The organism is Amycolatopsis sp. NPDC049253, from assembly GCF_040678995.1.
GTDB lineage: Bacteria > Actinomycetota > Actinomycetes > Mycobacteriales > Pseudonocardiaceae > Amycolatopsis.
In genome coordinates, this window is sequence record NZ_JBFAQX010000030.1 from 1 (window position 1) to 24153 (window position 24153).

Annotated in this window: 26 protein-coding genes and 4 pseudogenes; 7 read left to right on the forward strand and 23 right to left on the reverse strand. The window is 70.9% G+C overall.

The features are described from left to right. Positions 1-513: pseudogene (locus AB0K15_RS39335) on the forward strand (sulfate adenylyltransferase); the annotation flags it as partial. Here AB0K15_RS39335 and AB0K15_RS39340 read toward each other — a convergent pair. Continuing rightward, positions 506-1135: a TetR/AcrR family transcriptional regulator gene (locus AB0K15_RS39340; protein WP_364062890.1), complete on the reverse strand. Its 630-nt coding sequence runs from the start codon at positions 1133-1135 to the stop codon at positions 506-508. The pseudogene AB0K15_RS39335 and the gene AB0K15_RS39340 sit on opposite strands and share 8 nt — an antisense overlap. A 95-nt stretch (positions 1136-1230) precedes the next feature. On the opposite strand from AB0K15_RS39340, the gene AB0K15_RS39345 reads away from it, so the two are divergent. Continuing rightward, a complete protein-coding gene (locus AB0K15_RS39345) occupies positions 1231-1992 on the forward strand; it encodes an ABC transporter ATP-binding protein (RefSeq protein WP_364062893.1) in 762 nt (253 codons plus the stop codon). A gap of 1 nt (position 1993) precedes the next feature. Here AB0K15_RS39345 and AB0K15_RS39350 read toward each other — a convergent pair whose 3' ends face one another. Both AB0K15_RS39350 and AB0K15_RS39355 read right to left on the reverse strand, forming a co-directional pair. Beyond that, positions 1994-2698 (reverse strand): class I SAM-dependent methyltransferase, encoded by a 705-nt coding sequence (locus AB0K15_RS39350; protein ID WP_364062897.1) that lies wholly within the window; start codon positions 2696-2698, stop codon positions 1994-1996. Between the two features lie 41 nt (positions 2699-2739). Beyond that, positions 2740-3201 carry a MarR family transcriptional regulator gene (locus tag AB0K15_RS39355; protein ID WP_364062900.1) on the reverse strand — a complete coding sequence of 154 codons (462 nt, stop codon included), beginning with the start codon at positions 3199-3201 and terminating at the stop codon, positions 2740-2742. 4 nt (positions 3202-3205) lie between these two features. Here AB0K15_RS39355 and AB0K15_RS39360 point away from each other — a divergent pair, with 4 nt between their 5' ends. Beyond that, positions 3206-4024 (forward strand): amidohydrolase family protein, encoded by an 819-nt coding sequence (locus AB0K15_RS39360; protein ID WP_364062903.1) that lies wholly within the window; start codon positions 3206-3208, stop codon positions 4022-4024. A 132-nt stretch (positions 4025-4156) separates the two neighbouring features. Here the strand turns inward: AB0K15_RS39360 and AB0K15_RS39365 are convergent, their stop codons facing one another. From AB0K15_RS39365 to AB0K15_RS39380, 4 genes and pseudogenes are all read right to left on the reverse strand, one after another. Beyond that, on the reverse strand, positions 4157-4411 hold the full coding sequence (locus AB0K15_RS39365) for a hypothetical protein (RefSeq protein ID WP_364062906.1): 255 nt from the start codon (positions 4409-4411) through the stop codon (positions 4157-4159). 175 nt (positions 4412-4586) lie between these two features. Beyond that, complete coding sequence (locus tag AB0K15_RS39370) at positions 4587-4874, reverse strand: amphi-Trp domain-containing protein (protein ID WP_364062909.1); 288 nt, start codon at positions 4872-4874, stop codon at positions 4587-4589. Positions 4875-5182: 308 nt separating this feature from the next. Beyond that, positions 5183-5383, reverse strand: a complete 201-nt coding sequence (locus AB0K15_RS39375) for a DUF6640 family protein (protein WP_364062912.1) — start codon at positions 5381-5383, stop codon at positions 5183-5185. Between the two features lie 14 nt (positions 5384-5397). Next, positions 5398-5970: pseudogene (locus AB0K15_RS39380) on the reverse strand (hypothetical protein); the annotation flags it as partial. Here AB0K15_RS39380 and AB0K15_RS39385 point away from each other — a divergent pair. Next, positions 5869-6162, forward strand: coding sequence for a hypothetical protein (locus AB0K15_RS39385; protein WP_364062915.1), 294 nt, complete (start codon positions 5869-5871; stop codon positions 6160-6162). The pseudogene AB0K15_RS39380 and the gene AB0K15_RS39385 sit on opposite strands and share 102 nt — an antisense overlap. 13 nt (positions 6163-6175) lie before the next feature. Here AB0K15_RS39385 and AB0K15_RS39390 read toward each other — a convergent pair whose 3' ends face one another. After that, positions 6176-6748: a TetR/AcrR family transcriptional regulator gene (locus tag AB0K15_RS39390; RefSeq protein ID WP_364062918.1), complete on the reverse strand. Its 573-nt coding sequence runs from the start codon at positions 6746-6748 to the stop codon at positions 6176-6178. A gap of 78 nt (positions 6749-6826) precedes the next feature. On the opposite strand from AB0K15_RS39390, the gene AB0K15_RS39395 reads away from it, so the two are divergent. Then, the gene (locus AB0K15_RS39395; protein WP_364062921.1) at positions 6827-8212 is read left to right on the forward strand and encodes a cytochrome P450; all 1386 of its coding nucleotides are present in this window, start codon (positions 6827-6829) and stop codon (positions 8210-8212) included. Here the strand turns inward: AB0K15_RS39395 and AB0K15_RS39400 are convergent. Beyond that, complete coding sequence (locus AB0K15_RS39400; protein WP_364062924.1) at positions 8209-8970, reverse strand: hypothetical protein; 762 nt, start codon at positions 8968-8970, stop codon at positions 8209-8211. The genes AB0K15_RS39395 and AB0K15_RS39400 overlap by 4 nt on opposite strands. Positions 8971-9213: 243 nt before the next feature. On the opposite strand from AB0K15_RS39400, the gene AB0K15_RS39405 reads away from it, so the two are divergent. Next, on the forward strand, positions 9214-10284 hold the full coding sequence (locus AB0K15_RS39405; RefSeq protein ID WP_364062927.1) for a sodium:proton exchanger: 1071 nt from the start codon (positions 9214-9216) through the stop codon (positions 10282-10284). 3 nt (positions 10285-10287) lie between these two features. Here AB0K15_RS39405 and pqqE read toward each other — a convergent pair whose 3' ends face one another. From pqqE to AB0K15_RS39470, 13 genes and pseudogenes are all read right to left on the reverse strand, one after another. Then, a complete protein-coding gene (gene pqqE / locus AB0K15_RS39410; protein WP_364062930.1) occupies positions 10288-11382 on the reverse strand; it encodes a pyrroloquinoline quinone biosynthesis protein PqqE in 1095 nt (364 codons plus the stop codon). After that, complete coding sequence (pqqD, locus tag AB0K15_RS39415) at positions 11375-11668, reverse strand: pyrroloquinoline quinone biosynthesis peptide chaperone PqqD (protein ID WP_364062933.1); 294 nt, start codon at positions 11666-11668, stop codon at positions 11375-11377. Before pqqD ends, pqqE begins: the two co-directional genes overlap by 8 nt. 5 nt (positions 11669-11673) lie before the next feature. Then, positions 11674-12378, reverse strand: a complete 705-nt coding sequence (pqqC, locus tag AB0K15_RS39420; RefSeq protein ID WP_364062936.1) for a pyrroloquinoline-quinone synthase PqqC — start codon at positions 12376-12378, stop codon at positions 11674-11676. Between the two features lie 3 nt (positions 12379-12381). Then, positions 12382-13272 (reverse strand): pyrroloquinoline quinone biosynthesis protein PqqB, encoded by an 891-nt coding sequence (gene pqqB, locus AB0K15_RS39425; protein ID WP_364062939.1) that lies wholly within the window; start codon positions 13270-13272, stop codon positions 12382-12384. Between the two features lie 73 nt (positions 13273-13345). Next, the gene (gene pqqA, locus AB0K15_RS39430) at positions 13346-13441 is read right to left on the reverse strand and encodes a pyrroloquinoline quinone precursor peptide PqqA (RefSeq protein WP_220239625.1); all 96 of its coding nucleotides are present in this window, start codon (positions 13439-13441) and stop codon (positions 13346-13348) included. A 45-nt stretch (positions 13442-13486) separates the two neighbouring features. Next, entirely contained in the window at positions 13487-15193 is a 1707-nt protein-coding gene (locus AB0K15_RS39435) for a PQQ-dependent dehydrogenase, methanol/ethanol family (protein WP_364062942.1), read from the reverse strand. Positions 15194-15206: 13 nt separating this feature from the next. Then, a complete protein-coding gene (locus AB0K15_RS39440) occupies positions 15207-15668 on the reverse strand; it encodes an MSMEG_3727 family PQQ-associated protein (protein WP_364062945.1) in 462 nt (153 codons plus the stop codon). Positions 15669-16021: 353 nt separating this feature from the next. After that, positions 16022-18262 (reverse strand): catalase/peroxidase HPI, encoded by a 2241-nt coding sequence (gene katG / locus AB0K15_RS39445; RefSeq protein WP_364062948.1) that lies wholly within the window; start codon positions 18260-18262, stop codon positions 16022-16024. 38 nt (positions 18263-18300) lie between these two features. Beyond that, positions 18301-19695 (reverse strand): LytTR family transcriptional regulator DNA-binding domain-containing protein, encoded by a 1395-nt coding sequence (locus AB0K15_RS39450; protein ID WP_364062951.1) that lies wholly within the window; start codon positions 19693-19695, stop codon positions 18301-18303. Between the two features lie 429 nt (positions 19696-20124). Continuing rightward, a complete protein-coding gene (locus tag AB0K15_RS39455; RefSeq protein ID WP_364062954.1) occupies positions 20125-20346 on the reverse strand; it encodes a hypothetical protein in 222 nt (73 codons plus the stop codon). Beyond that, positions 20283-20666 (reverse strand): annotated as a pseudogene (locus AB0K15_RS39460) (sigma factor); the annotation flags it as partial. The pseudogene AB0K15_RS39460 and the gene AB0K15_RS39455, both read right to left, overlap by 64 nt. A 178-nt stretch (positions 20667-20844) precedes the next feature. Further along, a complete protein-coding gene (locus tag AB0K15_RS39465) occupies positions 20845-22146 on the reverse strand; it encodes an FAD-dependent monooxygenase (protein WP_364062957.1) in 1302 nt (433 codons plus the stop codon). After that, positions 22143-22304, reverse strand: a complete 162-nt coding sequence (locus tag AB0K15_RS39470) for a hypothetical protein (RefSeq protein WP_364062960.1) — start codon at positions 22302-22304, stop codon at positions 22143-22145. Before AB0K15_RS39470 ends, AB0K15_RS39465 begins: the two co-directional genes overlap by 4 nt. 108 nt (positions 22305-22412) lie before the next feature. Between AB0K15_RS39470 and AB0K15_RS39475 the strand changes: the two genes are divergently transcribed. Then, positions 22413-23144: an IclR family transcriptional regulator gene (locus tag AB0K15_RS39475; protein WP_364063106.1), complete on the forward strand. Its 732-nt coding sequence runs from the start codon at positions 22413-22415 to the stop codon at positions 23142-23144. A 182-nt stretch (positions 23145-23326) separates the two neighbouring features. Here AB0K15_RS39475 and AB0K15_RS39480 read toward each other — a convergent pair. Then, a pseudogene (locus AB0K15_RS39480) lies at positions 23327-24107 on the reverse strand (transposase family protein). Positions 24108-24153 lie beyond the last annotated feature (46 nt).

The following is a 24153-nucleotide window of genomic DNA, read 5'->3' on the forward strand; positions in this document are numbered from 1 at the left end:
ATCGCCGCCGGTACCGTGCGCCCGGGCGACGAGATCGTCGTGCTGCCCGCCGGGCTGCGCAGCACGGTCGAGCGCATCGACACCGCAGACGGACCTCTGGAAGAGGCGGGCGCCGGCACGTCCGTCACCCTGCTGCTGGCCGACGACCTCGACATCTCCCGCGGCGACGTGCTCGCCGCGGCCGACCGGCCGCCACAGCTCACCGACGTCCTGTCCGCCGCCCTCTGCTGGCTCTCCGCGAAACCCCTCGCACCCGCCGCGCGTGTCCTGGTCAAACACGGCACCCGCACGACCCCCGCGGTCGTCACGGCGATCACCGCGCGGTTCGACGAACAGTCCCTGCTGACCGTCGACGCCCCGGCCACCCTGGAGCTCAACGACATCGGCCACGCGTCCCTCCGCCTCGCCGAGCCGCTCGCCGTCGATCCCTACGCCGTCAGCCCGCGCACCGGCTCCTTCCTGGTCATCGACCCCCAGGACGGCGACACCCTCGCCGCGGGGGTGATCACCTGACGGCAGACGTCAGATACGCCAGCGTCATCTCCGCCGTCTCGGTCGCCCACTCGCTCCACGTCAAGTCGTCCGGCCAGAAGCGGCCCGAGGCGGCTCGGTGGACGCACGAGCCGATGATCGTTCGCGCGGCCATCCGGAGGGCGAGCGGGCGGTCCGGGCGGCGGATCTCGGCGAGGCAGGGTTCGGCGGCGTCGACGAACGTCCGCTGGATCGCGGCCATCGCCTGGAGGCCGCGGTCGCGGCCCTCGGTGCGCTGGGCGTCGAGCAGTTCGGGGAAGACGCGGCCGTGGCGGGTGAACGTCTGCGCCAGGGCCTCGGTGAACCCGGTGACGGTCGCGCGAAGCCCGGGCGCCGGCGAGCGCAGCGCGTCTCCGACGGCGGTCTCCAGGCGGCCGAGCAGCTCGTCCTTCACCGCGTAGAGCAGCTGGTCCTTGCCCGAGAACCGGCGGTAGATCGCCCCCACCGACAGCCCCGCCCGGTCGGCGACCGCGCCGACCGTGAACTCCTCGATGCCGCCGTCGGCCAGCACGTGCTCGGCCGCGGACAGCACCTTCTGCAGGGACTCCCTGCTGCGAGCTTGCTGGGGTGGGCGGAAGCCCGGCTCGACGGATCGCTGACTCACCGGCCGCACGTTACCTCGCACCTCGGGGCGCGCGGCCGGCACCCGAATGCGAATGATAACTTCCATTCGCATTCGAAACGAGGAGGAGCGGCGGAATGGTGAGCATCGAGGTGACGGCGGCCTCCGTCGACTTCCCGATCTTCGACGCCAAGACGCGCTCGCTGAAGAAGCAGGTGCCCGGCAAGGTCGGCGGCAAGATCGGCACCGGCGCGAAGGTTCCGGTCATCGAGGCGCTGCGCGACATCACGCTGTCGCTGCGCGACGGCGACCGCGTCGGCCTCGTCGGGCACAACGGCGCCGGCAAGTCGACCTTGCTGCGGCTGCTGTCGGGCATCTACGAGCCGACGCGCGGCAGCACACGTGTCGTCGGCCGGATCGCGCCGGTGTTCGACCTCGGCGTGGGCTTGGACCCCGAGGTCTCCGGCCGCGAGAACATCCTGATCCGCGGCCTGTTCCTCGGCATGAGCCGCAGGCAGATGGAGCGCCGGGTCGACGACATCGCGGAGTTCACCGAGCTCGGCGACTACCTCCACCTGCCGCTGCGCACCTACTCCGCCGGCATGCGCGTCCGGCTCGCCCTCGGCGTGGTGACCACCATCGACCCCGAGATCCTCATCCTCGACGAAGGCCTCGGCGCGATCGACGCGGCCTTCCTCGCCAAAGCCCGTGGCCGCCTGGTCGACCTCGCCCGCCGTTCCGGCGCGCTGGTGTTCGCCTCCCACGCCGACGACCTGCTGCGCGAGCTGTGCACCACGGCCCTCTGGCTGGACGAGGGCCGCATCCGCGCGCACGGCTCGCTGGACGAGGTCCTCGCCGAATACAAGCGCCGCGACGAAAACGGCGGGGCGGGCGCGTGACTCAGGCGGCCTCGAGAACGAAGAACAGGAAACACAGGAACGCGTGCTTGTCCCCGAACTCCTCGGGGAACCGCTCGCGCGCGCCCGGCGCCGGATACGGCTCGCTGATCACGGCCGTCCGGAAACCGGCCGCGGTGAAGGCGTCGGTCATCGCGTGCAGGGGCCGGTGCCAGTACGTGAGCGTGGCCTTCTGGCCGGCGAAGTCGTACTCCTCCGACCACCGGGTGATCGCGAAGTAGCTCGACTCGGGACGCAACAGCTTGAAGATGATCGGGTGGTTGACGGCCAGGATCAGGCGGCCACCGGGCTTCAGCACGCGCCGCAGCTCGGCCAGGGGTGCGGACCAGTCCTCCAGGTAGTGCAGCACCAGCGACACGATGACGTCGTCGAACTCCGCGTCGGGATACGGCAGCGGCTCGCTCAGGTCGGCGACCCGCAGGTCCGCGTCGGCGCCGAACCGGTGCCGGGCGAGCTCGACCATCTTGACGCTGGCGTCGAAGCCCCTCACCTCGGCACCGCGGTCGCGCAGTGCGGCGAGCACGGGACCGGATCCGCAGCCGGCGTCGAGGATCCGCCGGCCGGCCACGTCCCCGGCCAGGTCCAGGATCGCGGGCCGCGCGTAGTAGGCGTTGATGAGGCTGGTCTCGTTCTCGGCCGTGTACGCCTCGGCGAAACTGTCGTAGTCGTTGGTCACGTCGGCAGGCATGCGCCCCAGTCAACCCACCTCGTGGCCTTCACCCAACCGGCTCAGCGCGACGGACCGGTCATGCTCCCGCCGATGACGTCGGCCAGCCCCCGCAGCTGCGCGGTCAGCTGGCGCCGCTCCTGTGGCGAATAACGCGACAGCGCTTCGAACTGCCGGGCGCGCAGCTCGGTGCGCAGGGCCCGCAGGCGGTGCGCGCCCTCGGCGGTGAGGCGGATGAGGACCTTCCGCTCGTCGTCCGGGGAGCGGTGCCGGGTGATCAGGCCCTTGGCCTCGAGCTGCTGGAGCATGCGGGTCGCGGTCGGGACGCTGACCTCGGCGCCCGCGGCGAGCCGGCTGACCGGCAGCCCGGCGGCGTCGGTGTCCTCGGCCAGGGGATCGAGCAGGGCGAGCTGGGCCAGCGACAGGCCGCCGGCGGCGCGGTTGCCGATGGCCGTGCGGGAGCGGCGCATGGCGTAGAACAGCCGGTCGGCCGCCTGGGCCAGGGCCTCCACGTCGTCGATCACACGCTTGTCTGTCTGGGCCGAGGCGCTCGCCGGGCGCGGTCTCGACTCCGGCGGCTGGGCGATCCCCGGCTGGAGTGCCGGCGCCGCCGTCGCGATGATGGATCGCCAGGGCATCGCCACGGGCGTTCTGTCGGTCACGGCGCCCGGCACGCACTTCGGTGACGACGCCGAGGCGCGCACCCTTGCGCGCGCGGTGAACGAGTACTGCGCCGAGCTCGTCAAGGACCGCCCGGACCGCTTCGGGCACTTTGCCGGCATTCCGCTGCCCGACGTCGACGGAGCCGTCGCGGAAGCCGTCCACGCCTTGGACTCGCTGCACGCGGACGGGGTGGTCCTGATGTCCAATGTGGATGGCCGCTACCTCGGCGACCCCGATTTCGCGACGCTCTGGGCGGAACTGGACCGGCGGCGAGCCGTTGTGTTCGTCCACCCGGCGCAGCCGCCGATGCCGCTGCTGGCCGGCACTCCGGCGCCGTTGGCGGACTACGTCTTCGACACCACGCGAGCCGCGCTCAACCTGGTGCTCACGGGCATGCTCGGGCGCTACCCGGACGTCCGCGTGATCCTTTCGCACGGCGGCGGCTTCCTGCCCTACGCCGCCTACTGGTTCTCCGGGCTGACGTCGACCGTCGTGGACACCACACGCGACGCCGACGACATGATCCGCGAGCTCAAACGCTTCTACTTCGACACGGCTCTCTCGGCCAGTCCCAGCGCTTTGCCGGCGCTGCTGGAGTTCGCCGAACCGGAGCACGTCCTCTACGGCAGCGACTGGCCTTTCGCTCCGGAACAGGCCGGCGCGTACTACAACGACTACCTGTAGCAGTACCCGCGCTTCGCCGAAGGCGAGGCCGCCGCGATCGACCGCGGCAACGCGGAGGTGCTCTTCCCGCGCCTGGCCGGCTGATCCGGCGAGACGACGACGGCGGGTCCGCCGTTCACGCGAACCGCCAGGTCACCCCGCGGCGGTGAGGGTGGTCACCTCGAGCCACTTCCGGCGGTCGAGCAGCAGGTCGATGTCGGCCCAGACGGTCCGCTCGACCTCGGCCCGGCTCGCCGGGGGAGTGCGCTCGATTTCCTGGTACAGCAAGGTGATGTGCTGGTCGACCGCGGACAGGTCCGGGCACAGGTACGACGTGCCGTTGTGCCCGGTGACGGTGGTGAGGTCCTCAGGCTCTGAGCGCCGCGGGAACCGCTCGTTCGATTTCATGAAAACAAGCGTCGCAGCGGTGCCGCTTTCGCACATTGCCGCCAGCGGCCGTTGCGGGCCCGGTGCTGCCGGGAATACGTCGATACCGGCCAGCCGGTAACGTCCGTACCGGCTGGCCGGTAACGACCCGGTACGGCTGCCCGCCACCGTCACCGGTGCCGAGCGGCCGCCGAAGTCATTTCGCGGCCGCGGCGGATCGCCGGCCGGTGCGCCTGGTGGCCACCGCACGGGCGGGCTTGCCGGTCGACCACTTCAGCTCCACTTCCAGCTCCACCTCACGGCCGTCGATCTCGATCTCGACCTCGATCTCCACCTCGTCGGGCACGTGGACCTTCACGGTGCTGGCCCCCAGCGCGAGCTCCACCTTGCCCCCTTCCGCCAGCGCGGCGGCGAGCGCGGCGAGCCGCTGGGCGGCGTCCTCGCGCGAAAGCTTCTCCTCGCGCTTGACCTCGACGTCGGACATGGCTGACTCCTTCGCTCGCTGCCGTTGCCGCGAACAGCACCAGCCACCCGGCGCCGGCGCATCACCTGCCAGGCATGAAGGCGCGCCGGGGTCGTCCGCTCACGGTCAGGGGTGATCGAGGAGTCTCGACCGCATCACCCTGCCCTCGCTCGTCGACGAGGGACCACCCGTTCGCCCCCGGCCGATCCACCGCGCCCGGGCTCCCGCCACCGCCACCGCGCCGGGCAAGTCCCGACAGCAGCGCCAACGCCAGGAACAGCTGCGAAGGCATCCCGAGCACCCGGGGGTCCGTGGCCTCGAACTCGGGATCACTGGCCGCTCAGCGGGCCCATGTACTGCGCGTCCTGGAACTTCGCGTGCGGCGGCCAGTTCGGGTTGTGCAGATGCTGTTTTGCGCTGTGGGGCACGAGGAAATCGGCCGGCAAGGGTCCGGCCCCGATGACCACCAGCGCGGCACCGGCGATCGCGCGGGACAGTCTCGACACGGGTTTCCGGTCATGGTCAGGCACGCTCCTTCCCGCTCGTCCGTACGCCGGTTGGCGTTAATCGACAGGAACTGCTGCAGCGGATAACCGTGGGCGCCGTGCACTTCCACGCGCGCCGCGGCGGCGAAGTCCTCGACGGTGCGGCGGATCTCGTCACCGGTCAGCTCGCGTCGGTGACCTCGCGCCAGTCGGCCATTGGGTCTTGCTGTGACCGTTCGATGCCGTACGGAACTTCCAGGCAAGACTCGGGTCGCACTCGACGGCTCACGGGCATGACGAACCGCGGAGGGAGCCGTGGTGGTTACCGAGAGGCCGGGGGTGAGGTGAGCAGAGGCGGCAGCACGTGCTCGACCAGCTTTTCCCGGTCTGCGCGTTGGGCACCGCGCCGCCGAGCAGCGCGGAAAAAGCACCTGCGACAGCGCGAGCGTGCGGCAAGCGGGCACGTCGGCGTCGGGCCCGAGTTCGCCGCGGGCGATCGCGCGCCCGGCGCTCGTTTTCCCGGCGGTGTCGTGGGTTTGCTCGAGGTGCGCGCGGACCGTGTCGCGGAGACCGGCGTGATCCCGCACGGCCTCGACCAAGCTGACCAGCGACACGTCACCCTTGCCGTCCAACGCGACCGCCTGGGCGTCGACGGCCGCCGTGAGATCGCCGCTGAGACTGCTCAGGCGATCGAAACCGGCCTCGCCGACCAGCTCCAGCGCGACCGCGAGGCGTTCTCGCGGGTGCGCCCCCGCAGGGAGGACGTCGCCACCCGGGACGGGCCACGAGAATCGTCGTTCGGCGGAGTCACGGCTTCACCTTGAACGAGCGGTTGCGTCACACCGTGACGTCGACCGCGGCGAACAGGGTCCGCACGCAGATGTCGCGCAGCTCCTCGTGGGTGACCTTCGGCTGGTCGAGCCAGTCGAGGATCAGGGTGGAGACGAAGGCCAGCCAGCCGCGCACGGCCAGGCGGGTCGTTTCGGTGACCGGCCGCAGCAGGGTGAGCGCGGCCAGGATGCGTTCGGTGTTCGCGGCCATCCCGGCTTCGCGGATCTCCCGGATCTCCCGGTCGGCGTCGCCGGCGGAGCGGTGCACGATGCGGTAGCCGTCGGGGTGGGTGCGGGCGAACTCGAGGTAGACGTCGAGCCCGGCGCTGAGCTGCTCGGTCACCGGCAGCGCCGGGTCGGGCTCGCTCATCGCCAGCAGCTGGTCGCGCTGCCGGCGGACGATCTCGGCGAAGAAGTCCTTTTTCGTGGGGAAGTAGTGGTACAGCAGGCCGCGCGAGACCTGCGCGATCTCGGCGACCTCCTCGATCCACACGTCCTCGTACGGCCGGTTCGCGAACAGCCCGGCGCCGATGCCCAGGAGCTGCTCGCGCCGCTCCTGCGTGCTCAGCCGTGTCCGCATCACGCCAGCTTACTTGACACGGGTTCAGTAGCGGGGGATCGTGACGTTATTGGATCTGGGTTCAATAGGGGAGCGAACGTGGACACCACCGGGATACCGCACCGGCCGGGCCGGCTGCCGGTGATCGGCGACCTGCTCGGGTCGAACCCGCGCACGCCGCTGCAAGACACCCTGCGCGTCGGGCAGCAGGTCGGGCCCATCTTCACGCGCAAGATCTTCGGGTTCGAGATCGTGTTCGCCGGCGGCGTCGACGTGGTCACGCAGCTCAACGACGAGACGAAGTTCGGCAAGCACGTCGGCCTGGGCATCGAGAACCTGCGCGCGGTGGCGGGCGACGGGCTGTTCACCGCCCACACGCACGAGCCGAACTGGCGGCTGGCCCACGACATCCTGCAGCCGGCGTTCTCCGCCGACGCGATGCGCCGCTACCACCCGGTGATGCTGGAGGTCGCGCACGAGCTGACGGACGCGTGGGACCGCGCGAGTGGTCCGGTCGACGTCGCGGCCGACATGACCCGCCTGACCCTGGAGACGATCGGGCGAGCCGGCTTCGGCTACCGGTTCGGCTCGTTCGAACGCGCCGAGCCGCACCCGTTCGTCACGGCGATGATCCGCGCGCTGCGGTTCGCCCAGCTGCAGAACGTGAAGCTCCCGTTCGTGCGGCGCGCGTTCGCCGGGTCGCCCGCGCAGAACCAGGCCGACATCGCGACCATGAACAACCTCGTCGACGAGGTCATCGAGGCCCGCCGCCGCGAAGGGGGCGAGAGCCGCGACCTGCTCGGCCTGATGCTCACCGAGGGACACCCGATGACGGGGGAGCGGCTGGACCCGGTGAACATCCGCAACCAGGCCATCACGTTCGTCGTCGCGGGCCACGAGACGACGTCGGGCGCGTTGTCGTTCGCGCTGTACTACCTCACGCGCAACCCCGAGGTGCTGGCGAAGGCGCGCGCCGAGGTCGACGCGGTGTGGGGCGATCGCGAGCCGGGGTTCGGCGACGTCGCGAAGCTGCGTTACGTGCGCCGCGTGCTCGACGAGGCCATGCGCCTCTGGCCGACCGCGCCCGGCTACTCGCGCGAGGCCCGCGAAGACGTGCTGCTCGGCGGGAAGTACCGGATGCGCAAGGGCGACTGGGTGATCGTGCCCCTGCCACTGGTCCACCGCGACCCCGCGGTGTGGGGCCCGGACCCGGAGAAGTTCGACCCGGACCGCTTCGAGCCGGCCGCGGTGAAGAAACGCCCGGCGCAGTCCTACAAACCGTTCGGCACGGGGGAACGCGCGTGCATCGGCCGGCAGTTCGCGCTGCACGAAGCGGTGCTGGCGCTGGGAATGGTGGTGCAGCGCTACGACTTCGAGGCTGATCCGGCCTACGAGCTGAAGATCGCCGAGTCCCTGACGCTCAAGCCGAGCGGTTTCACGGTGCGCCCGCGGGCCCGGGCGCGTGCGGCGGTCCAGACGAGCTAGCCGGCCAGATCGGGGAAGTTCTCCGTGTAGCCGAGCAGCAGCAGGCGCCGTCCGGGCAGCAGCCCGGCGAGCTCGTCCCACGCGGTCACGCCGGGCGCGCCGTAGAGGTGCGTCAGATCGGCGACGACCGCCCGCGCCTCTTCGGGCGACGGGGCGGCGTCCCGATCGAACCCGAGCAGCGAGGCCCCGATCCCGAAGTGGCGGTAGCCGTGTGCCGCCATCCGCCGCACGATCGCGTGGTTCTGGGACACGTTCCAGTCGCTGGTGAAGTAGCCGTTCGGGATCCCCGCGATGGCCAGGTCGTCGCGGGCCACGGGCACCCGCTGCACGAGCACGACGTCGTCCAGGAACCCGTCCGGCGCCCGGTTCACCGCGACGAGCGCCGCGACGTCGGCCTCTCCGCCCGTGCGCTGCCCGGGCAGTTCGGCCCACTCCACCCTGGACGCGGGATCCTCGAGCACCGCGGCGACGTGCTCCACCCGGGCGTCGTCCACCTTCCGCCGCCGGGCCGGGTCCTCGTCGCCACCGTCGTCGTACCAGAGGCGGTCGTCTTCCGTCGCGTGCAGGTTCGTGTACAAGCACTGGTCGACGTCGTCGAGCGTGCACAGCACCCGCGCGGTCGGGTCTTCGCCACGCAGCCGCCCGAGCGCGTCGAGCACCTCGGCGAACCCCCCGACCTCGTCCAGCCGGGCCACGGTGTTCGTGTCCACCCGCCCGCGCCGAACCTCCTGGACCGCGTCGTAGCGGGTCACTCGCATGGCCCGCATCCTGCCACCCGCGAACGCCTGCCCCGGCGGCCCCGCCGGCAATGCGGCCGGCCGCAGCGGAAACCGTCGAATTCCACCGCCGAACGGGCAAATTTTTCTCCACAATTTCACGCGGGTGAGTGGACGTAGCCGAATCGACGCCGACCTGCGAAGATCGGAGGACGGGGGAGTGACCGACTGCCGGTCGACCCGAGCACTGACCTTTTCGGCCCTTCGGAAAGGAACGCCGGTACGATGTCGATCCTGATTTTCGCCGCGGGTGCGGCGCTGCTGATCTACAGCGCGGAGAAGCTGATCACCTACCTCGTCGGAGCGGCAGCCGGTCTGCGCGTTTCCGTGTTCCTGCTCGCGATCGTGTTCACCGGAATCGAATTCGACGACGTCGCGCTCGGGGTGGCATTGAATGTCGAAGATCTCGGCGACGTCGCGCTCGGGACGGTATTCGGCACGGCCATCTCGATGATCGGAGTCGTGCTCGCCCTCGCCGCGATCATTTCGCCGACGAAGGTGAACATTCCGCGCCCGTACCTCGCGCTGTTCGCCGCCGCGCCACTGGTGTTGATTCCCTTCATCGTCTTCGCGCCCCTCACGCCGATCTACGGCGTGGTGCTCGTACTGCTGTTCGTGCTCTTCATCGGGTACGTGGCCACCCGGGAGCTCAAGCGGAGCACGCCGGTCTTCCGCAATGCGGAGATCCTCGAGAAGCTGGAGGTCGGGGCGGGCTCCGGCGGAAGTGCAAGCGCGACCTCGGCGACGCGCGACCCCGCCGACGTGCCCACCGACAAGCCGCCGTTCGTCGTGACCATGCCGTTCAACAAGGAGCGCCCGATCCCCGGCTGGGCCGCGATCGCGCTGGCCGTGGTCGCGTTGGTGGGCCTCGTCGCCGGCGCGGCCATCACGAGCTACGGCACCCAGGGCATCCTGGAGGACTACCACATCCAGGGTGCCCTCTTCGGCGCGACGATCGCCACCCTCGTGCTCACGCTCGAGGACGTCTTCCTGACCGTCGAACCCACCCGCAAAGGCGCGCCGGAGCTCGGGGTGGGCAACGTCATCGGCAGCGTCGTCTTCGGCGTGACCGCGAAGCTCGGCATCGTCCTGCTCGCCGGCGGCAGCATCGACGTCGACGGGAACGTGCTCTCCTGGCACCTCCCGGTCCTCGTCGGCATGACCGCGCTCGCGGCGTACTTCCTCTACACGCGCCGGCTCAGGCGCTGGCACGGGTTCGTGCTGCTCGCGCTCTACATCGCCTACTGGGCCGTCAGCTTCGCCGTGTTCGGCGGAGCACCGATCGAAACGGACTGAGCGTCACACGCTGGAATGGCCTGCCCGGTGCGGCCGGGGGACCACCGGAAGATCGGTCCGGGTGTCCGTGTTGGCGGTCTCGACCACCCGGGCCACGAGGTCGTGGTCGGGCGACAGGTGGCACACCGGGTCGGTGCGGGCCGCATCGCCGGTGAGCTGGAACGCCTGGCAGCGGCAGCCCCCGAAGTCGATCTCCCGCCGATCGCAGCCGCGGCAGGGATCCGGCATCCAGTCCGTGCCCCGGAACGCGGTCATCACCGGGGCCTCGGCCCAGATCCGCGCCAGCGGGTCCTCCCGGACGTTCGCCCGCGGCAGCGGCAGCGACTGGGCGGCCGGGCAGGGCAGGACGTCGCCGTTCGGCGTCACGGTCAGCTGCCGGGACGCCCAGCCGCCCATGCACGGCTTGGGGTAGCGGCTGTAGTAGTCGGGCAGGACGTAGATGACGTCCATGCGATCCCTCAGCCGCTCGCGGGCGGCTCGCACGACCACCTCCGCCGTGTCGAGCTGGTCCCGGCTCGGCAGCAGCGCGGCCCGGTTGCGCAGCGCCCAGCCGTAGTACTGGGTGTTGGCCAGCTCCACCCGATCGGCGCCCACCTGCTCGGCCAGCGCGAGCACGTCGGCGACGCGGTCGATGTTCTGCCGGTGCAGCACCACGTTCACGGTGAGCGGCCACCCCAGTTCCTTGACCACGCCCATGGCCTCGATCTTGCGCGCGAACGACGGGGTTCCGGCGATGCGGTCGGACGCATGCGGTTCGTCGGCCTGGACGCTGATCTGCACGTGGTCCAGGCCGGCTGCCCGCAGCTGCTCCGCTTTCCGCCGCGAGAGCCCGAGGGCGCTGGTCACGAGGTTGGTGTAGAGGCCGAGGTCGTGGGCTTCCGCCACGATCTCCACCAGGTCGCGCCGCAGCAGCGGTTCCCCGCCGGACAGGTGGCACTGCAGAACCCCGAGGTCTCGGGCTTCGAGCAGCACCCGCCGCCACTCGGCGGTGGTCAGCTCGTCGGTGTAGTCGGCCAGGTTCAGCGGGTTGGAGCAGTACGAGCAGGCCAGCGGGCAGCGGTAGGTCAGCTCGGCCAGCAGTCCGAAGGGGCTATCCATCGGCCGGCTCCACGCAACGCCGGGCGGCGAGCCGGGTCAGGAACCGCCGCACCTCGTCGCCGGGCACGCTTTCGTACCGCTCGCCCAGCTCGGTCACGATCTCGGCCACCGTTCGCCGTCCGTCGCAGAGTTCGAGGATGGCCGCGCCGGTGCGGTTCAGCACCACCACGGTCTCGGGGAGCTGCAGGACGTGCTGCTGCCGGGCCGGGTTGAACGTCAACCGGACGTGCCGCGCCAGCCGTGGCCGGTCCGATGTGGACATTTCGGTGCGGGTCGTCGAGTCCATGGCGCTCACTCCGGGTGGGTTCGATCGATCGCGTCCATCAGGCTCCACAGGACATCGCACTTGAACGACAGCGCGTCGACGGCGCGGGCCTGGGACTCGGCGGACCGGCAGTGCGCGGTGACCACCTCGAGGGCGTGCTCGCAGTCGCGCGGAGCCTGCTCGAGGCGGGCGCGGAAGTAGGCGAGGCCCTCGGGCGCGATCCACGGGTACCACCGCTCGAACGCGGCCAGCCGCTCCGCCATCAGGTCGGGGGCGAACAGCTCGGTCAGCGACGACGCGACCGCCTCCACCCACGGGCGGGTCCGGGTGAAGTTCACGTAGGCGTCGACCGCGAACCGCACCCCCGGGACCAGGTGCCGGTGGTCGAGGATTTCCTCGCGGGTGAGCCCGGCGGCCTCGCCGAGGCGCAGCCACGCCTCGATGCCACCTTCGCCGGCGTGGCGGCCGTCGTGGTCGACGATGCGGCGGATCCAGCGGCGGCGAACCTCCAGGTCGGGACAGTTGGACAGGATCGCCGCGTCTTTGCGGGGGATGTTCTCCTGGTAGTAGAACCGGTTGGCCACCCAGCCGCGGAGCTGCCCCCGGCTCAGCAGGCCGGCGTTCATCCGGACGTGGAACGGGTGCTGGTCGTGGTAGCGGCGCGAATGGGCCCGCAACGTCTCGACGAACTCGTCGGTCGTCGCGGCGGTGGTCCCGGTTGTCGTTGTCATGCGTTACACCTCGACCTCGAGTCCGTCCACGGCCACCTCCATGCCGGCGGCCGCCACGAGGCGCCGCTCGGCCGTGTCTTCCAGCAGGATGGGGTTGGTGTTGTTCATGTGCACGAAGATCACCCGCCCGACGGGCAGCGACGGGAGCAGGGCCAGCGTGCCGTCCGGGCCGTCGATGGGCAGGTGGCCCATCTCGCGCGACGTCTTGCCGGCCAGGCCGAGCCGGACCAGCTCGTCGTCACGCCAGCAGGTCCCGTCGATCAGCAGGCAGTCGCAGCCCGCGATCTCCGCGCACAGCGCCGGCGTCAGCGCCTGGACCCCCGGCAGGTAGACCAGCCACCCTCCGCTGGTCTCGTCGGTCAGGCGGTAGCCCACCACGCGACCGTGGTCCGCCCCGGGACCGAACCGGTCCCGTTTGGTGGTGGGCACGTCGAACGCGCGGCACGACAGCCCGTCGGCCAGCGGCACGTCGGCGCCGGGGACCACCGCCCGCCATTCGACCGGGCAGTAGAGCTCGAGCGTGCGGAGCAGCCCCGAGCCGTCACGCAACGTCTTGTGCACCGCCGGCGTGGCGTGCAGCCGCAGGCCGCGGGCCTCGCGCAGCAGCAGCAAGCCCAGCGTGTGGTCCAGCTCGGCATCGGTGAGCAGCACCGCTTCCATCGGCGAAGTGCGGTCGCCGTCGTGCGGCCGCAGCCCGGGGAACGCCTCGATCTGGGCGCGCACGTCCGGCGAGGCGTTGATCAGGAACCAGGACCGGCGGTCGGCGCTCACCGCGACCGAGGACTGGGTGCGGGCGCGCCCGGTCCCGGACCGGACGGCGGTGCAGACCGGGCAGCCGCAGTTCCACTGCGGGGAACCGCCTCCCGCAGCCGAGCCCAGCACCCGCAGCCACATCCCGGCACCCCCGTCCGTGGTCGTCCCAGCCGGCGGAGGGCGCCGGGCCGGAGCCCGGCGCCACCCACGTCCTCTAGTCGTCCAGCTGAGCGATGTACATGGTCACCTCGGGCGCGACTCCGATCTCGTCGAACTCGGGCGTCTCCCACACATCGAGTCGAGACTCCATGGACTCACCTCCTCGGTCCGAATCGCGGCGGATGGTCTTCGAGCGTCACGCCGATTCCGGGAGGGCGAAGACGAACAGGGCGCTTCCGTGCCCCGCACCCAGCATCCCGGGGAGGAACCCTTCGGCCCACCCACCCCAGCCGACGGGCACGGCGATGTACTGCCGTCCGTCGACCGTGTACGTGGTCGGGCTGCTGTGGTGGCCGCTTCCGCACTGGAACTGCCAGAGCAGCTCCCCGGAACGCGCGTCGAGCGCGTTGAACTCGCCGGTGGCCTCGCCGGCGAACACCAGGTCGCCGCCGGTGGCGAGCGTCGAGGCGCACATCGGGAGTTCGTTGCGCCAGCGCCACTTCTCTTCGCCGTTGCCGTCGAACGCGCTGATCGATCCGGTCATGTCCTCGGCGTCCACCTGAACCCCGGCGCCCCAATAGGGGATGCTCTCCTTGAACTCCCGGCGGCGCCGGGTGGCCGTGGCCCCCGTGTCCTGGACCGGGACGTAGAAGAGCCCGGTCTTCGGGCTGTAGGACGCGTGCGTCCACTCCTTGGCGCCGGCCGGACCCGGGTAGAAGTGGACCGGCTCGCCCTCCTTCTCCGGGTACAGCTTCGCGGTCACCCGGCCGTCCCGCGTGACCGCGCCCCAGGTGATGCGGTCCACGAACGGGGTGGCCTGCACCAGGTCGCCGTTCGTGCGGTCGAGGACGTAGAAGTAGCCGTTCTTGTCGAAGTGCCCGAGGAGCTTGCGGCCGTCCTTCTCGAACAGGATGCACTCGGCGATGCTGTCGTAGTCCCACAGGTCGTGCGGCGTGCATTGGTAGTGCCAGCGGATCTGCCCGCTGTCCACATCGACGGCCACGATGCTGTCGGTGTAGAGGTTGTCGCCTTCCCGGACCTCGCCGTCGAAGTCGGGCGCCGGGTTGCCGGTGCCCACGTACAGCAAGTTGGTCTCCGGGTCGAACGTGCTGGTGACCCAGCAGTTAGCGCCGCCGCGCGCCCAGGCCTCGCCGTCGGCGGGCCAGGTCTCCGAGCCGGGTTCTCCGGGCTTCGGCACCATGTAGCAGCGCCACTGGTGCTCGCCGGACTCGAGGTCGAACGCGTCCAGGTGACCGCGCACGCCGAACTCGCCTCCGGAACTGCCCACGATGACCATGTTCTTCACGATCAGCGGAGCGACGGTGGCGCTCTCACCGGCCCGTACGTCGCCGTAGGTCTTGGCCCAGACCATTTTCCCGTTGGTCGCGTCGAGCGCGAGGAGGCGGGCGTTCGCCGTCACGAAGAAGACCTTGCCCTGCGCCACGGCGCACCCGCGGTTGACGTTGCCGCAGCACAGTGAAACGTCGAACGGCACGGCGTGCTTGTACCGCCAGATCTCCACGCCCGTCTTCGCGTCCAGGGCCCAGATCCAGCCGTCCCAGCCGGTCACGAACATGATCCCGTCGACGACGATCGGGGCGGCCTCGAACGAATAGGTCGACGCGCCCGCGATCAGGCCCGTCGTGCCGGCCTGGAACACCCAGGCGGGGGCGAGGCGCTTGACGTTCTCCGTGTTGATCTGGTCGAGGGGGCTGTAGCGCTGCCCGTCGTAGGCCCCGTAGTAAGTCAGCCAGTTGTGCGGTTCGTTGCGGGCGTTGAGGATGCGCTCGTAGTTCACACCGGCCGTGACCGGCGGAGCAAGGTCCCCGCCCGGCATCTTGTAGCTCAGGTTTCCCTGGTCGATGGCCTCACCGGCGTCGACGTAGTCTTCCGATGTCGTCATGCCCTCCTCCTTCCTATGGTTGCGGCTGCTCGGGTCGGTCCAGACGGGCCTCCGGCGGCGCGTCGCCCAGGACGACGATGGCTCCGGTCAGGCCCCGGCCCTCGTCGTTGCCGGTGGGCGAGCTGAACCAGTAGTAGCCCGGGCCGTCGAGGTTGAGCGTCGCCCGGCCACGCGAATGATTCACCAGCCAAATGAATTTCCGGTCGCCATTGCTCGGCAGGAGCGCGCAGTGGGTGTTCTTGTCGTCGTTGACGAGCTCGATGTCGATATCCCCTCCGTGGGGCATCACGAGAATGGAGGGATCCCACATTAGCTCGTCCTCGTTGATGCGAATGGTGGCCTTCATGCGGCCATCCGATCCTTCGCTGGCCTGCCCGATCTTTCCGGTGCCCAGCACGCGACCCAGCGTTGCGTGGTTCTGCACATCCAGCCCGAGCTCTTTGAGCAAGTCGGTCCGCTCCGGCGCTGTCGTCATCGGCCTTCACCTTCCTCATCCCGATCGTCGTGCCGACTTCGCATCGGTCGCATCGAAGGTGCTCGGGCGCGGCGATTCGCATTCCCGCACGGAAATTTTTCGAAATCCGATCAATTTTCCCGCGTTGTCCGACGTCCGACTCAAAATCGGTACTCAATAGGCACGCTACGCCGGAGAAAACACGCCGACAAGCGCGCGGGGCGGCTCACTCGGCGCGCGCCGTTCACGTCGGATCGACTACCGTTCGCACGCGCTTCGGCTCCGTTGGGCAGGGGCCGGGTCACCCGAAACCCGTCCCGGGTGCGGCCGGCGGCACCCGGTGAAAAACTCGGCCGGCCGCGTCCGCGTCCGGATCACGCCCGGAGGTCGTACCGGTCGAGGTTCATGACTTTGTCCCACGCCGCAACGAAGTCACGCACGAAATGTGCTTCCGCGTCGTCGCTCGCGTAGACCTCGGCGAGTGCTCGCAGTTCGGAGTTCGAACCGAACACGAGGTCGACGCGGCTGCCGGTCCACTTGACCTCACCGGTGGTCCGGTCACGGCCTTCGAAGATCTCCGCGGGTGAACCGGATCCCGGCTTCGGCTGCCACTCCACGCCCGTGTCGAGGAGGTTCACGAAGAAGTCGTTGGTCAGCAACCCGGGCCGGGTGGTGAAAACGCCCAGCGGCGACTGCCGGTGGTTCGCCCCGAGGACCCGCAGACCGCCCACGAGAACCGTCATCTCCGGCGCGCTCAGGCCGAGCAGGTTCGCCCGGTCGACCAGCTGCTGCTCCGGCGCGAGCCGGCCGCCCTTGCCCCGGTGGTTGCGGAATCCGTCCGCGGCCGGTTCGAGCGCGGCGAAAGACTCCACATCGGTCCACTCCTGGGTCGCGTCCATACGGCCCGGGGTGAACGGGACCTCGACGTCGTGGCCTGCGTCAGCGGCGGCCCGCTCGACGGCCGCGGCGCCGCCGAGCACGATGAGGTCGGCCAGCGAGATCTTCCTGCCCCCGGTTCGGGACTGCTGGATCTCCTCCAGGCAGCGCAGCACCCGCGCCAGCCGGTCGGGCTCGTTGACCGGCCAGCTCCGCTGCGGTTCGAGGCGGATGCGCGCCCCGTTCGCCCCGCCCCGCTTGTCGCTGCTGCGGAACGTCGAGGCCGACGCCCAGGCCGTGGCGACGAGCTCGGAGACCGACAGCCCGGAGGCGAGGATCTCGCGCTTGAGCGCGGCGATGTCCGCCGCGGAGACGAGTTCGTGGTCGACGGCGGGGACCGGGTCTTGCCAGAGCAGGGTCTCGCGCGGCACGAGCGGCCCGAGGTAGCGCTGGATCGGGCCCAGGTCGAGGTGCGTCAGCTTGAACCACGCCCGGGCGAACGCGTCCGCCAGCAGGCCCGGGTTTTCCAGGAAACGCCGGGCGATCGGCTCGTAGACCGGGTCCGTCCGCAGTGCCAGATCCGTCGTCAGGATCGTCGGGGCGTGCGTTTTCGCCGGGTCGTGGGCGTCGGGCACGGTTCCGGCGCCACCGCCGTCCCGCGGGATCCACTGCCACAGGCCGGCGGGGCTCAGCTCCAGGTCCCACTCGTAGCCGAACAGGGTCTCGAAGAAGCTGTTGTCCCAGCGGGTCGGGGTGGGGGTCCACGTGCCCTCGAGCCCGCTGGAGATGGTGTCCGCGCCCTTGCCGGTGCCGTAACCGCTCCGCCAGCCCAGCCCTTGCTCCTCCAAGGCGGCGCCTTCGGGTTCGGGGCCCAGGTGGGTGTCCGGCTCGGCGGCACCGTGGGTCTTGCCGAACGTGTGCCCGCCCGCGATCAGCGCGACGGTCTCCTCGTCGTTCATCGCCATGCGGCGGAACGTCTCGCGGATGTCGCGCGCCGCGGTGACCGGGTCCGGGACGGTGTGCGGCCCCTCCGGGTTGACGTAGATCAAGCCCATCTGGGCGGCCGCGAGCGGGCTCTCCAGCTCCCGGACGCCGCCGTGCCGCTCGTCGCCCAGCCAGACGTGCTCGGGACCCCAGTACACGTCGTCGTCGGACTCCCAGACGTCGGTGCGGCCGCCGGCGAACCCGAAGGTGGTGAAGCCCATGGTCTCCAGGGCGCGGTTGCCGGCGAAGACCATCAGGTCGGCCCAGGAGATCTTGCGCCCGTACTTCTTCTTCACCGGCCACAGCAGCCGGCGCGCCTTGTCGAGGTTGCGGTTGTCCGGCCAGCTGTTCTGCGGGGCGAAGCGCTGCATGCCCATCGCGGCGCCGCCCCGGCCGTCGTCGACGCGGTAGGTCCCGGCGCAGTGCCAGACCATCCGGATCACGAGCGGCCCGTAGTGGCCGAAATCGGCGGGCCACCACTCCTGCGAGGTCGTCAGGACCTCGTCGACGTCCCGCGCCAGGGAGTCGAGGTCGAGGGTCCGGAACTCGGCGGCGTAGTCGAGGTCCTGCCCGAAGGGGTCGGCCGAGGCGGGGTGCTTCCGGAGGATGTCCAGGCCGAGCCGGTTCGGCCACCAGTCGCGGTTGCTCGCGGCCGCGGCCGTGCGGTGGCCACGCGCGGCCGCGCCGGGGAGGCCGAGGCCGCCCGAGCTCCGGTCGTTCGTCTCGCCGGCCACGGCGTCGGGGCTGTCAGACACCGGTGAATCCTTCCGGGTGGTGCGGTGGTGCCGGGAACTCAGAGGTCCAGCGCACGGCGCACGGCCGGTGCGTTGCGGCGGGAGACCGGCACCATCGCGTTCGCCCCGTCGTCCATGACGAGCCGCAGCTCGCCCTTGTGCCCGCGTTCGATCTCGCGGATGCGGCTGAGGTTGACCACGTATCTGCGGTGCACCCGCAGGAAGCCGGCCTCCGCCAGCTCGGTGTCGAGCTTGTCCAGGCTCTGCGAAGCGGCTCGCAAGCGCCCCTGCGCGGTGGACAGCCAGACGTCGTTGCCTTCTGATTCCGCGAACGAGACTTCCGGCAGGTGCAGCAGCACCATCCGGCTGTCCCGCATCCCGACCACCCGCCGAGGGCGCAGGCGAGGGCTCGCGGACACTTCCGCCTGGGGCAGCTGGACCCCGTCGGAGACTCCGAACGAGACCAGGTGCCCGATCAGCTGGGCGGAGGAGAAGACGGGCCGGATGCTGATCGCGGCCGGCTCGTCGGCCAGGTGGGTGAAGATCTGCGTGGAGCCGACCCAGTCGGGGTTGTGGGCTGCCTGCTTGCTGGCGTGCCGAGCGGCCGCGATCAGTTCCGGGAGCCCAGGGTTCCAGCGCAGCGTCGAGTCGACCGCCGGGGTCGACGCCGGGACGCCCATGAGCACACTCGCCGTGTCGTCCGCGATCACGGCCTTGCCCGCCGTGTCGACCGCGGCCAGCGGGGTATGGGAGCGGGCGCTCGCCTGGGTGTAGGCGGCGACCAGCTCCGCACCGCTGTCGCGGGCACGCCGCTTCAGCGCGCTCTGGGTCTTGGCGACCGCGTTCGCCAGCCAGCCGCCCGCGCACGGGGGGAGCTGGCTGCGCCAGCACGAGAGGTTCAGGCCCCCGATCGGCTCGCCGGTCACCACGTCACGCACCGCGATGCCGGCGCCGACCCAGCTGTGGAACGCCTGGCACCAGTGCTCTGCGCCGCTGATCAGGACGGGGCCGTGCGCCTCGAGCGCCGTACCCATGCCGTTCGTGCCCGCCGCGCATTCCGACCAGCTGAACCACGGTGCCAGATTGAGGTCGGCGGCTCGGGCGAGCGTGCCCTGGTCGCCCCAGCTGCCCAGGATCCGGCCCGCCGCGTCGGTGACGGTGACGACGCCGGGCAGGCCGGCCATTTCCCGGGCCACGGAGGCGGCGCGAAAACCCAGCTCGGCGAAGACGACGTCGTGTTCGGGGGTGTGACTGCGCTCGGCGATGGCGACCGGAGCCTCGGTCATCTGCGGGTCCACCCGGTACCGCTCCCGGCACCGGTGCCAGGAGATCGCCACCACCGGCCGGACGCCGGGGACCTGGTCCTCGCCCTGGACGAACCGCTCCCACGCCGCGAACACGGCGTCGCCGCCGGGGCTCGCCGCCTTCCCTTCGAACCGATGCGCATCGCTCATGGCTGGGGAACCCCTCTGGTCCATCACCGACGCCCCGCCGCACGCGCACGGCCCGTACCGGCTCCCGTTCGTCCAGGCCTGGTCTGGCATGCAGCGGACTGGCCACCACTGCCTCACGCGTTCGTGGCGTCGTCATTCGTTCCAGGTTGTGTCACCGACCGGTACGGCCCAGTCTAGGTATCGTCGCCAGGCTGCGCACGTTTCTCGGCCAGGGGCACTCGTTCCGCCGATCGCCGCAGACCGGGAACGGGATTGTGGTTGCGGCGCCACGAAAAAACCTTTCGACTCCTCAGTGGAGTTCGTGACGAGTTCGCGGGCGGGCTTCACTCGGCTGCCCTGTCCGGGAGCCCCCGTTTCGCATGGGGTTCGGCCAGGCCTCCGGGAATGTCCACAGTGGCCGGTCGCGTCCTCGGAACCGGGCGCGCCGGATCACCCGGCCGGTGTGAACCGGCCGAGTTTGTCCGGGTTGGACATCCACTGGACTCCTGCGGCGAGGCTGCCGGCGATCTCGAACGAGCAGACGTGCCCGGTCGAGCCGAGCCGGAGGACCAGCGCGGCTTCGCCGTGGACCTCGGCGGTGCGGAACTCTACCTCGGAACACTTCCCGGCGTGCCTGGGGATGAACCGGCCGACCTTCGCGGCCCCGAACACCGGCCGTAGGGTCGCGCGGCCCCTGCCGCCGCCGTCGCCTCAGAGGGTGACGTCCCGGGCGAGCAGGCCTGCAGGGCGGCCCAGTCGCCGCTACGGGCGGCGGTCCACGATTGTGCGGTGCGCGTCCGGGTCGCAGGAGAAGCGGTCGCGGCCGGTCGCCGGGTGCGTGGCGCCACGCCGGTGTAGCTGCCGGGCGTGGGCGGTGCCTCGACAGTCGTGTCGTCGACCTCGGCCCACCGCAACCAGGCCTCCTGGACGACGTCCTCGGCGTCGTCGAGGCTGCCGAGGATCCGGTAGGCGGCGCCGAGCAGCATCGGCCGGTGCTCTTCGAAACCGCGCCGGCACTGCCGGTGCCCGTCTGCCCTGGCCCGGTGGGGGAATCAGCGCCTCCGGCGGCCCGCCCGGAGCGTCGTGGTGGCCGCGCTCACGGGTCCGGCGTCGGGGCCCGGCGGGTGCTGATCGCGATGTGGTTGAGAGCGTTGATCATGACGATCGCCATCACCAGGTCGGCGACCTCCTGCTCCGGCCAGATCTCCCGTGCCTCGCCCCGGATCTCGTCGGGCGCACCGTCTTCGCTGATCTTGGTGACCGCGGATCACCTACGTGCCGGTGTCCGTACAACCAGTCCACGTACCGGTAGTCGTCCGCGGCCCGGTCGCGCAGCAGGGCGTTGCGGGTGGCGCGGAAGAGGCCGGCGCAGTGCCAGAGATCGCCCCAGTCGCGCGCGGTGCGCTGGACGCGAGCCGTGCGCACGGTGCGGGCCGCGGCGTAGTCCCGCAAGGCCGGGTCCCAATCCGTGCCGGAACCGGTGTCGTGCTTTTCGGCTTGCTCGACGAGAACCGCGGCGTCCTCGAACGCCTGGCAGGCACCCTGGGCGAGGTACTGGAGCATGGGATGGGCGGCGTCGCCGGTGGGGGTGAGGCGGCCGTCGACCCAGGTGGGGATCGGTTCGCGGTCGGCCATGTGCCACCAGCGGTCCCGCCACAGGTGCGGCAGGCCGGCGCGGACCGGTTCGCACGTGGCGGCGAACGCCGCGTCGAGCTCGTCGGGCGTGCCCCACTCCTCCTCGCCGGCGAGGGCTCCGGGGGAGCGGAACACGGCGACGGTGTTGAGCATTTCGACGCGGCGCAAGGGATATTGGACGAGGTGGCATCCCGGTCCCACGTGGACGGTCACGTCCTCGAGGGCGAGGCCGCCGGTGTCCGGGAGGTCCGCGAGCGCGACGGCGCCGCGGTAGGCGACGTAGGCGGAGCCGACGGGTTCGTCGGAGCTGAGCCGGCGGCGCAGGCCGGACCGGAGGCCGTCGGCCGCGATCACGACGCGACCCGTGTCGCGGCGGTGGTCGCCGACGGCGGTCGCGGAGTCCGGGCCGTTCTCCACCTCGGTGACGGTCGCGCCGGTGACGAGGTCGGCGCCCGCGTCGCGGCAGGCCCGCACGAGGATGGCGTGCAGGTCGCTGCGGTGGATCACGACGTAGGGCGCGCCGTAGCGGCGTTCGGCGTCGGCGAGGTCGAGGTGGGTGAGCTCGCTGCCGTCGAGAGCGTCGCGCAGGACGAGCCGCCGCGGGCGGACGCCGTGTTCGACGACTTCGTCGAGCAGGTCCCAGCCTCGCAGGACGCGCGTCGCGTTCGGGGCCAGCTGCAGGCCGGCCCCGACCTCGCCGAACTCCGCCGCCTGCTCCAGGACCCGCACCGCGCGCCCCGAGCGGGCCGGCGCCAGCGCGGTGCCGAGCCCGCCGATACCGCCCCCGAGGACAACGGCGTCGACGTCGGGGGCGGCGGTCACGGTCGACTCGGTCATCGTCGGCTCCTCACGGCCAGCCGGGCGGGGTGGGCGAACGGGACCGGCGTGCCGCCGGTGATGTCGTCGCCCGGGTGCAGGGTGGGGATCGTCGAGACGTCGGCCGCGCCGGGCGGCTCGTCCGGGGAGAGCGGCCGGTGTTCCGCCTTCGCTGTCATGCGGGCAACGCTGGATAAGTTCTGCTGTGCGGTGCCTATAGTTCTGAGCTGAAGAACAAGCCGGCCTACGGGATCGACTCCGTCGACCACGCGCTGCACCTCGCCACGATCCTGCAGCAGGAGGGTCCCCTGCGGCTGACGGAGGCGGCCGAACGGCTCGGCGTCGCCCGCTCGACCGCGCACCGGTTGCTGGCCATGCTGGTCTACCGGGACTTCGCCGAGCAGGACGAGGATCGGCGTTACGTCGCGGGTCCCGTGCTGAGGCGGCCGACGGTGATCGAACCCGTCGACCACCTCCGCCGGATCGCGGTGCCGCACCTGCAGAACCTGACCGAGCGGACCCGGGAGAGCAGCAACCTGATCGTCGTGGTCGGCGACCAGGCGCGGTTCGTCGCGACGGCCGAGTGCAACCAGGTCCTGCGCGTCGGGGACCGGGCCGGGCGGATGCTCCCCGCCCACCTCGCGTCGGGTGGCCGGGTGGTGCTGGCGGCGCTCGACCCGGAGGACGTCCGCGCCCGGTACGCCGGGACGGACGTCGACGTCGAAACGCTGGTGCGGGACCTGAAGAAGGTGCGGCGCCAGGGCTTCGCGCTCAACGACCAGCTCACCGAGATCGGGCTGACGGCCCTCGGGTGCCCGGTCGCAGGTTTCCCGGGCTCGATCCCGGCGGCGATCTCGATCGCCATGCCCACCGCCCGGTACCGGCGCGAGCGCCGTCCCGAGTGGGTCGCGCACCTCACCGCCGCGGCCGCCGACATCGCACGGGAGCTCGCCGCCGGGCTGGGAGAAGGTTCGGCACGCCTGGACAGTGGACATCCTGGATTTATCGGATCCAGGTAGTGGTGACCCGGGACGCTGCATCCGTAGCCCTCGGCCGTGACGCGGATTTCCTGTGTGCAGAACGGATGCGCGCCGACCCGGTCCACCCGGACGGTGGGGAAGTGGACCAGGGGCGGGCACCGGAATCCGGCTAAGGGATGTCTCGTAACTGGTGTTGTGGTTGGTGGGGTTGGTGTTGTGGATTAGTCGGTGAGGATGATGTTGTGCAGGTGGGCGATTCCGGACACGGTGTCGTTGAGCGTGTTGGCGGCGCGGCGGTAGTCGCGCAGGATTTTCCAGCACTTCATCCGGGCCAGCGCGTGTTCGACGCGGGCGCGGATTTTGCGGTGGCCGGCGTTGAGGTTTTCTTGCCAGTCGGGCAGATCATGGCCATCGCGGGGTTTGCGGTAGGGCATGATCACGGTCGGGTTGCCTTGGTAGCCGCCGTCGGCCATCACCGGGCGCCCTTCCAGTTCCTGCTCGATTCCGGAGTCGCGGTAGACGGTGCAGTCGTTGCGGTTGCCGGGATGTGCGTCGCCGGTGGCGATCACCAGCCGGGTGTCGGCGTCGATCGCGATCTGCACGAACGCCCGAGTACCGGTAGTTCTTCGACGGTGCCGCCAGCCGGTGATCCCGCGTGGGCACCAGGGTGCCGTCCACGATCGCGACCGAGTCGATCCGGCGCGTGCGGACCGGGGCCAGCGCGAGCAGCGGTCCGATGGTGTCGATCACCCGGTGGGCTGCGGAATGCGACACCCCGAACAGCGGTCCGATCTGGCGCATCGTCAGGTTCGTCCGCCAGTACGTCGCGACCAGCAGCACCCGGTCTGCCAGCGGCAACGCCCACTGCCGACCAGGGCGGCCGTCCGCGATCTCGTCTCCGCCGCGCTTCGCGACCAGCCGCACCAGTTTGCGGAACTGACCCGGCTCCAACCCGGTGAACGGGGCGATCCACTCCGGCCGCGACGCTGTGATCACCTGCACCACAACAAACATGATCAACTATCGGACCAGCCAGCCCGACACCGGG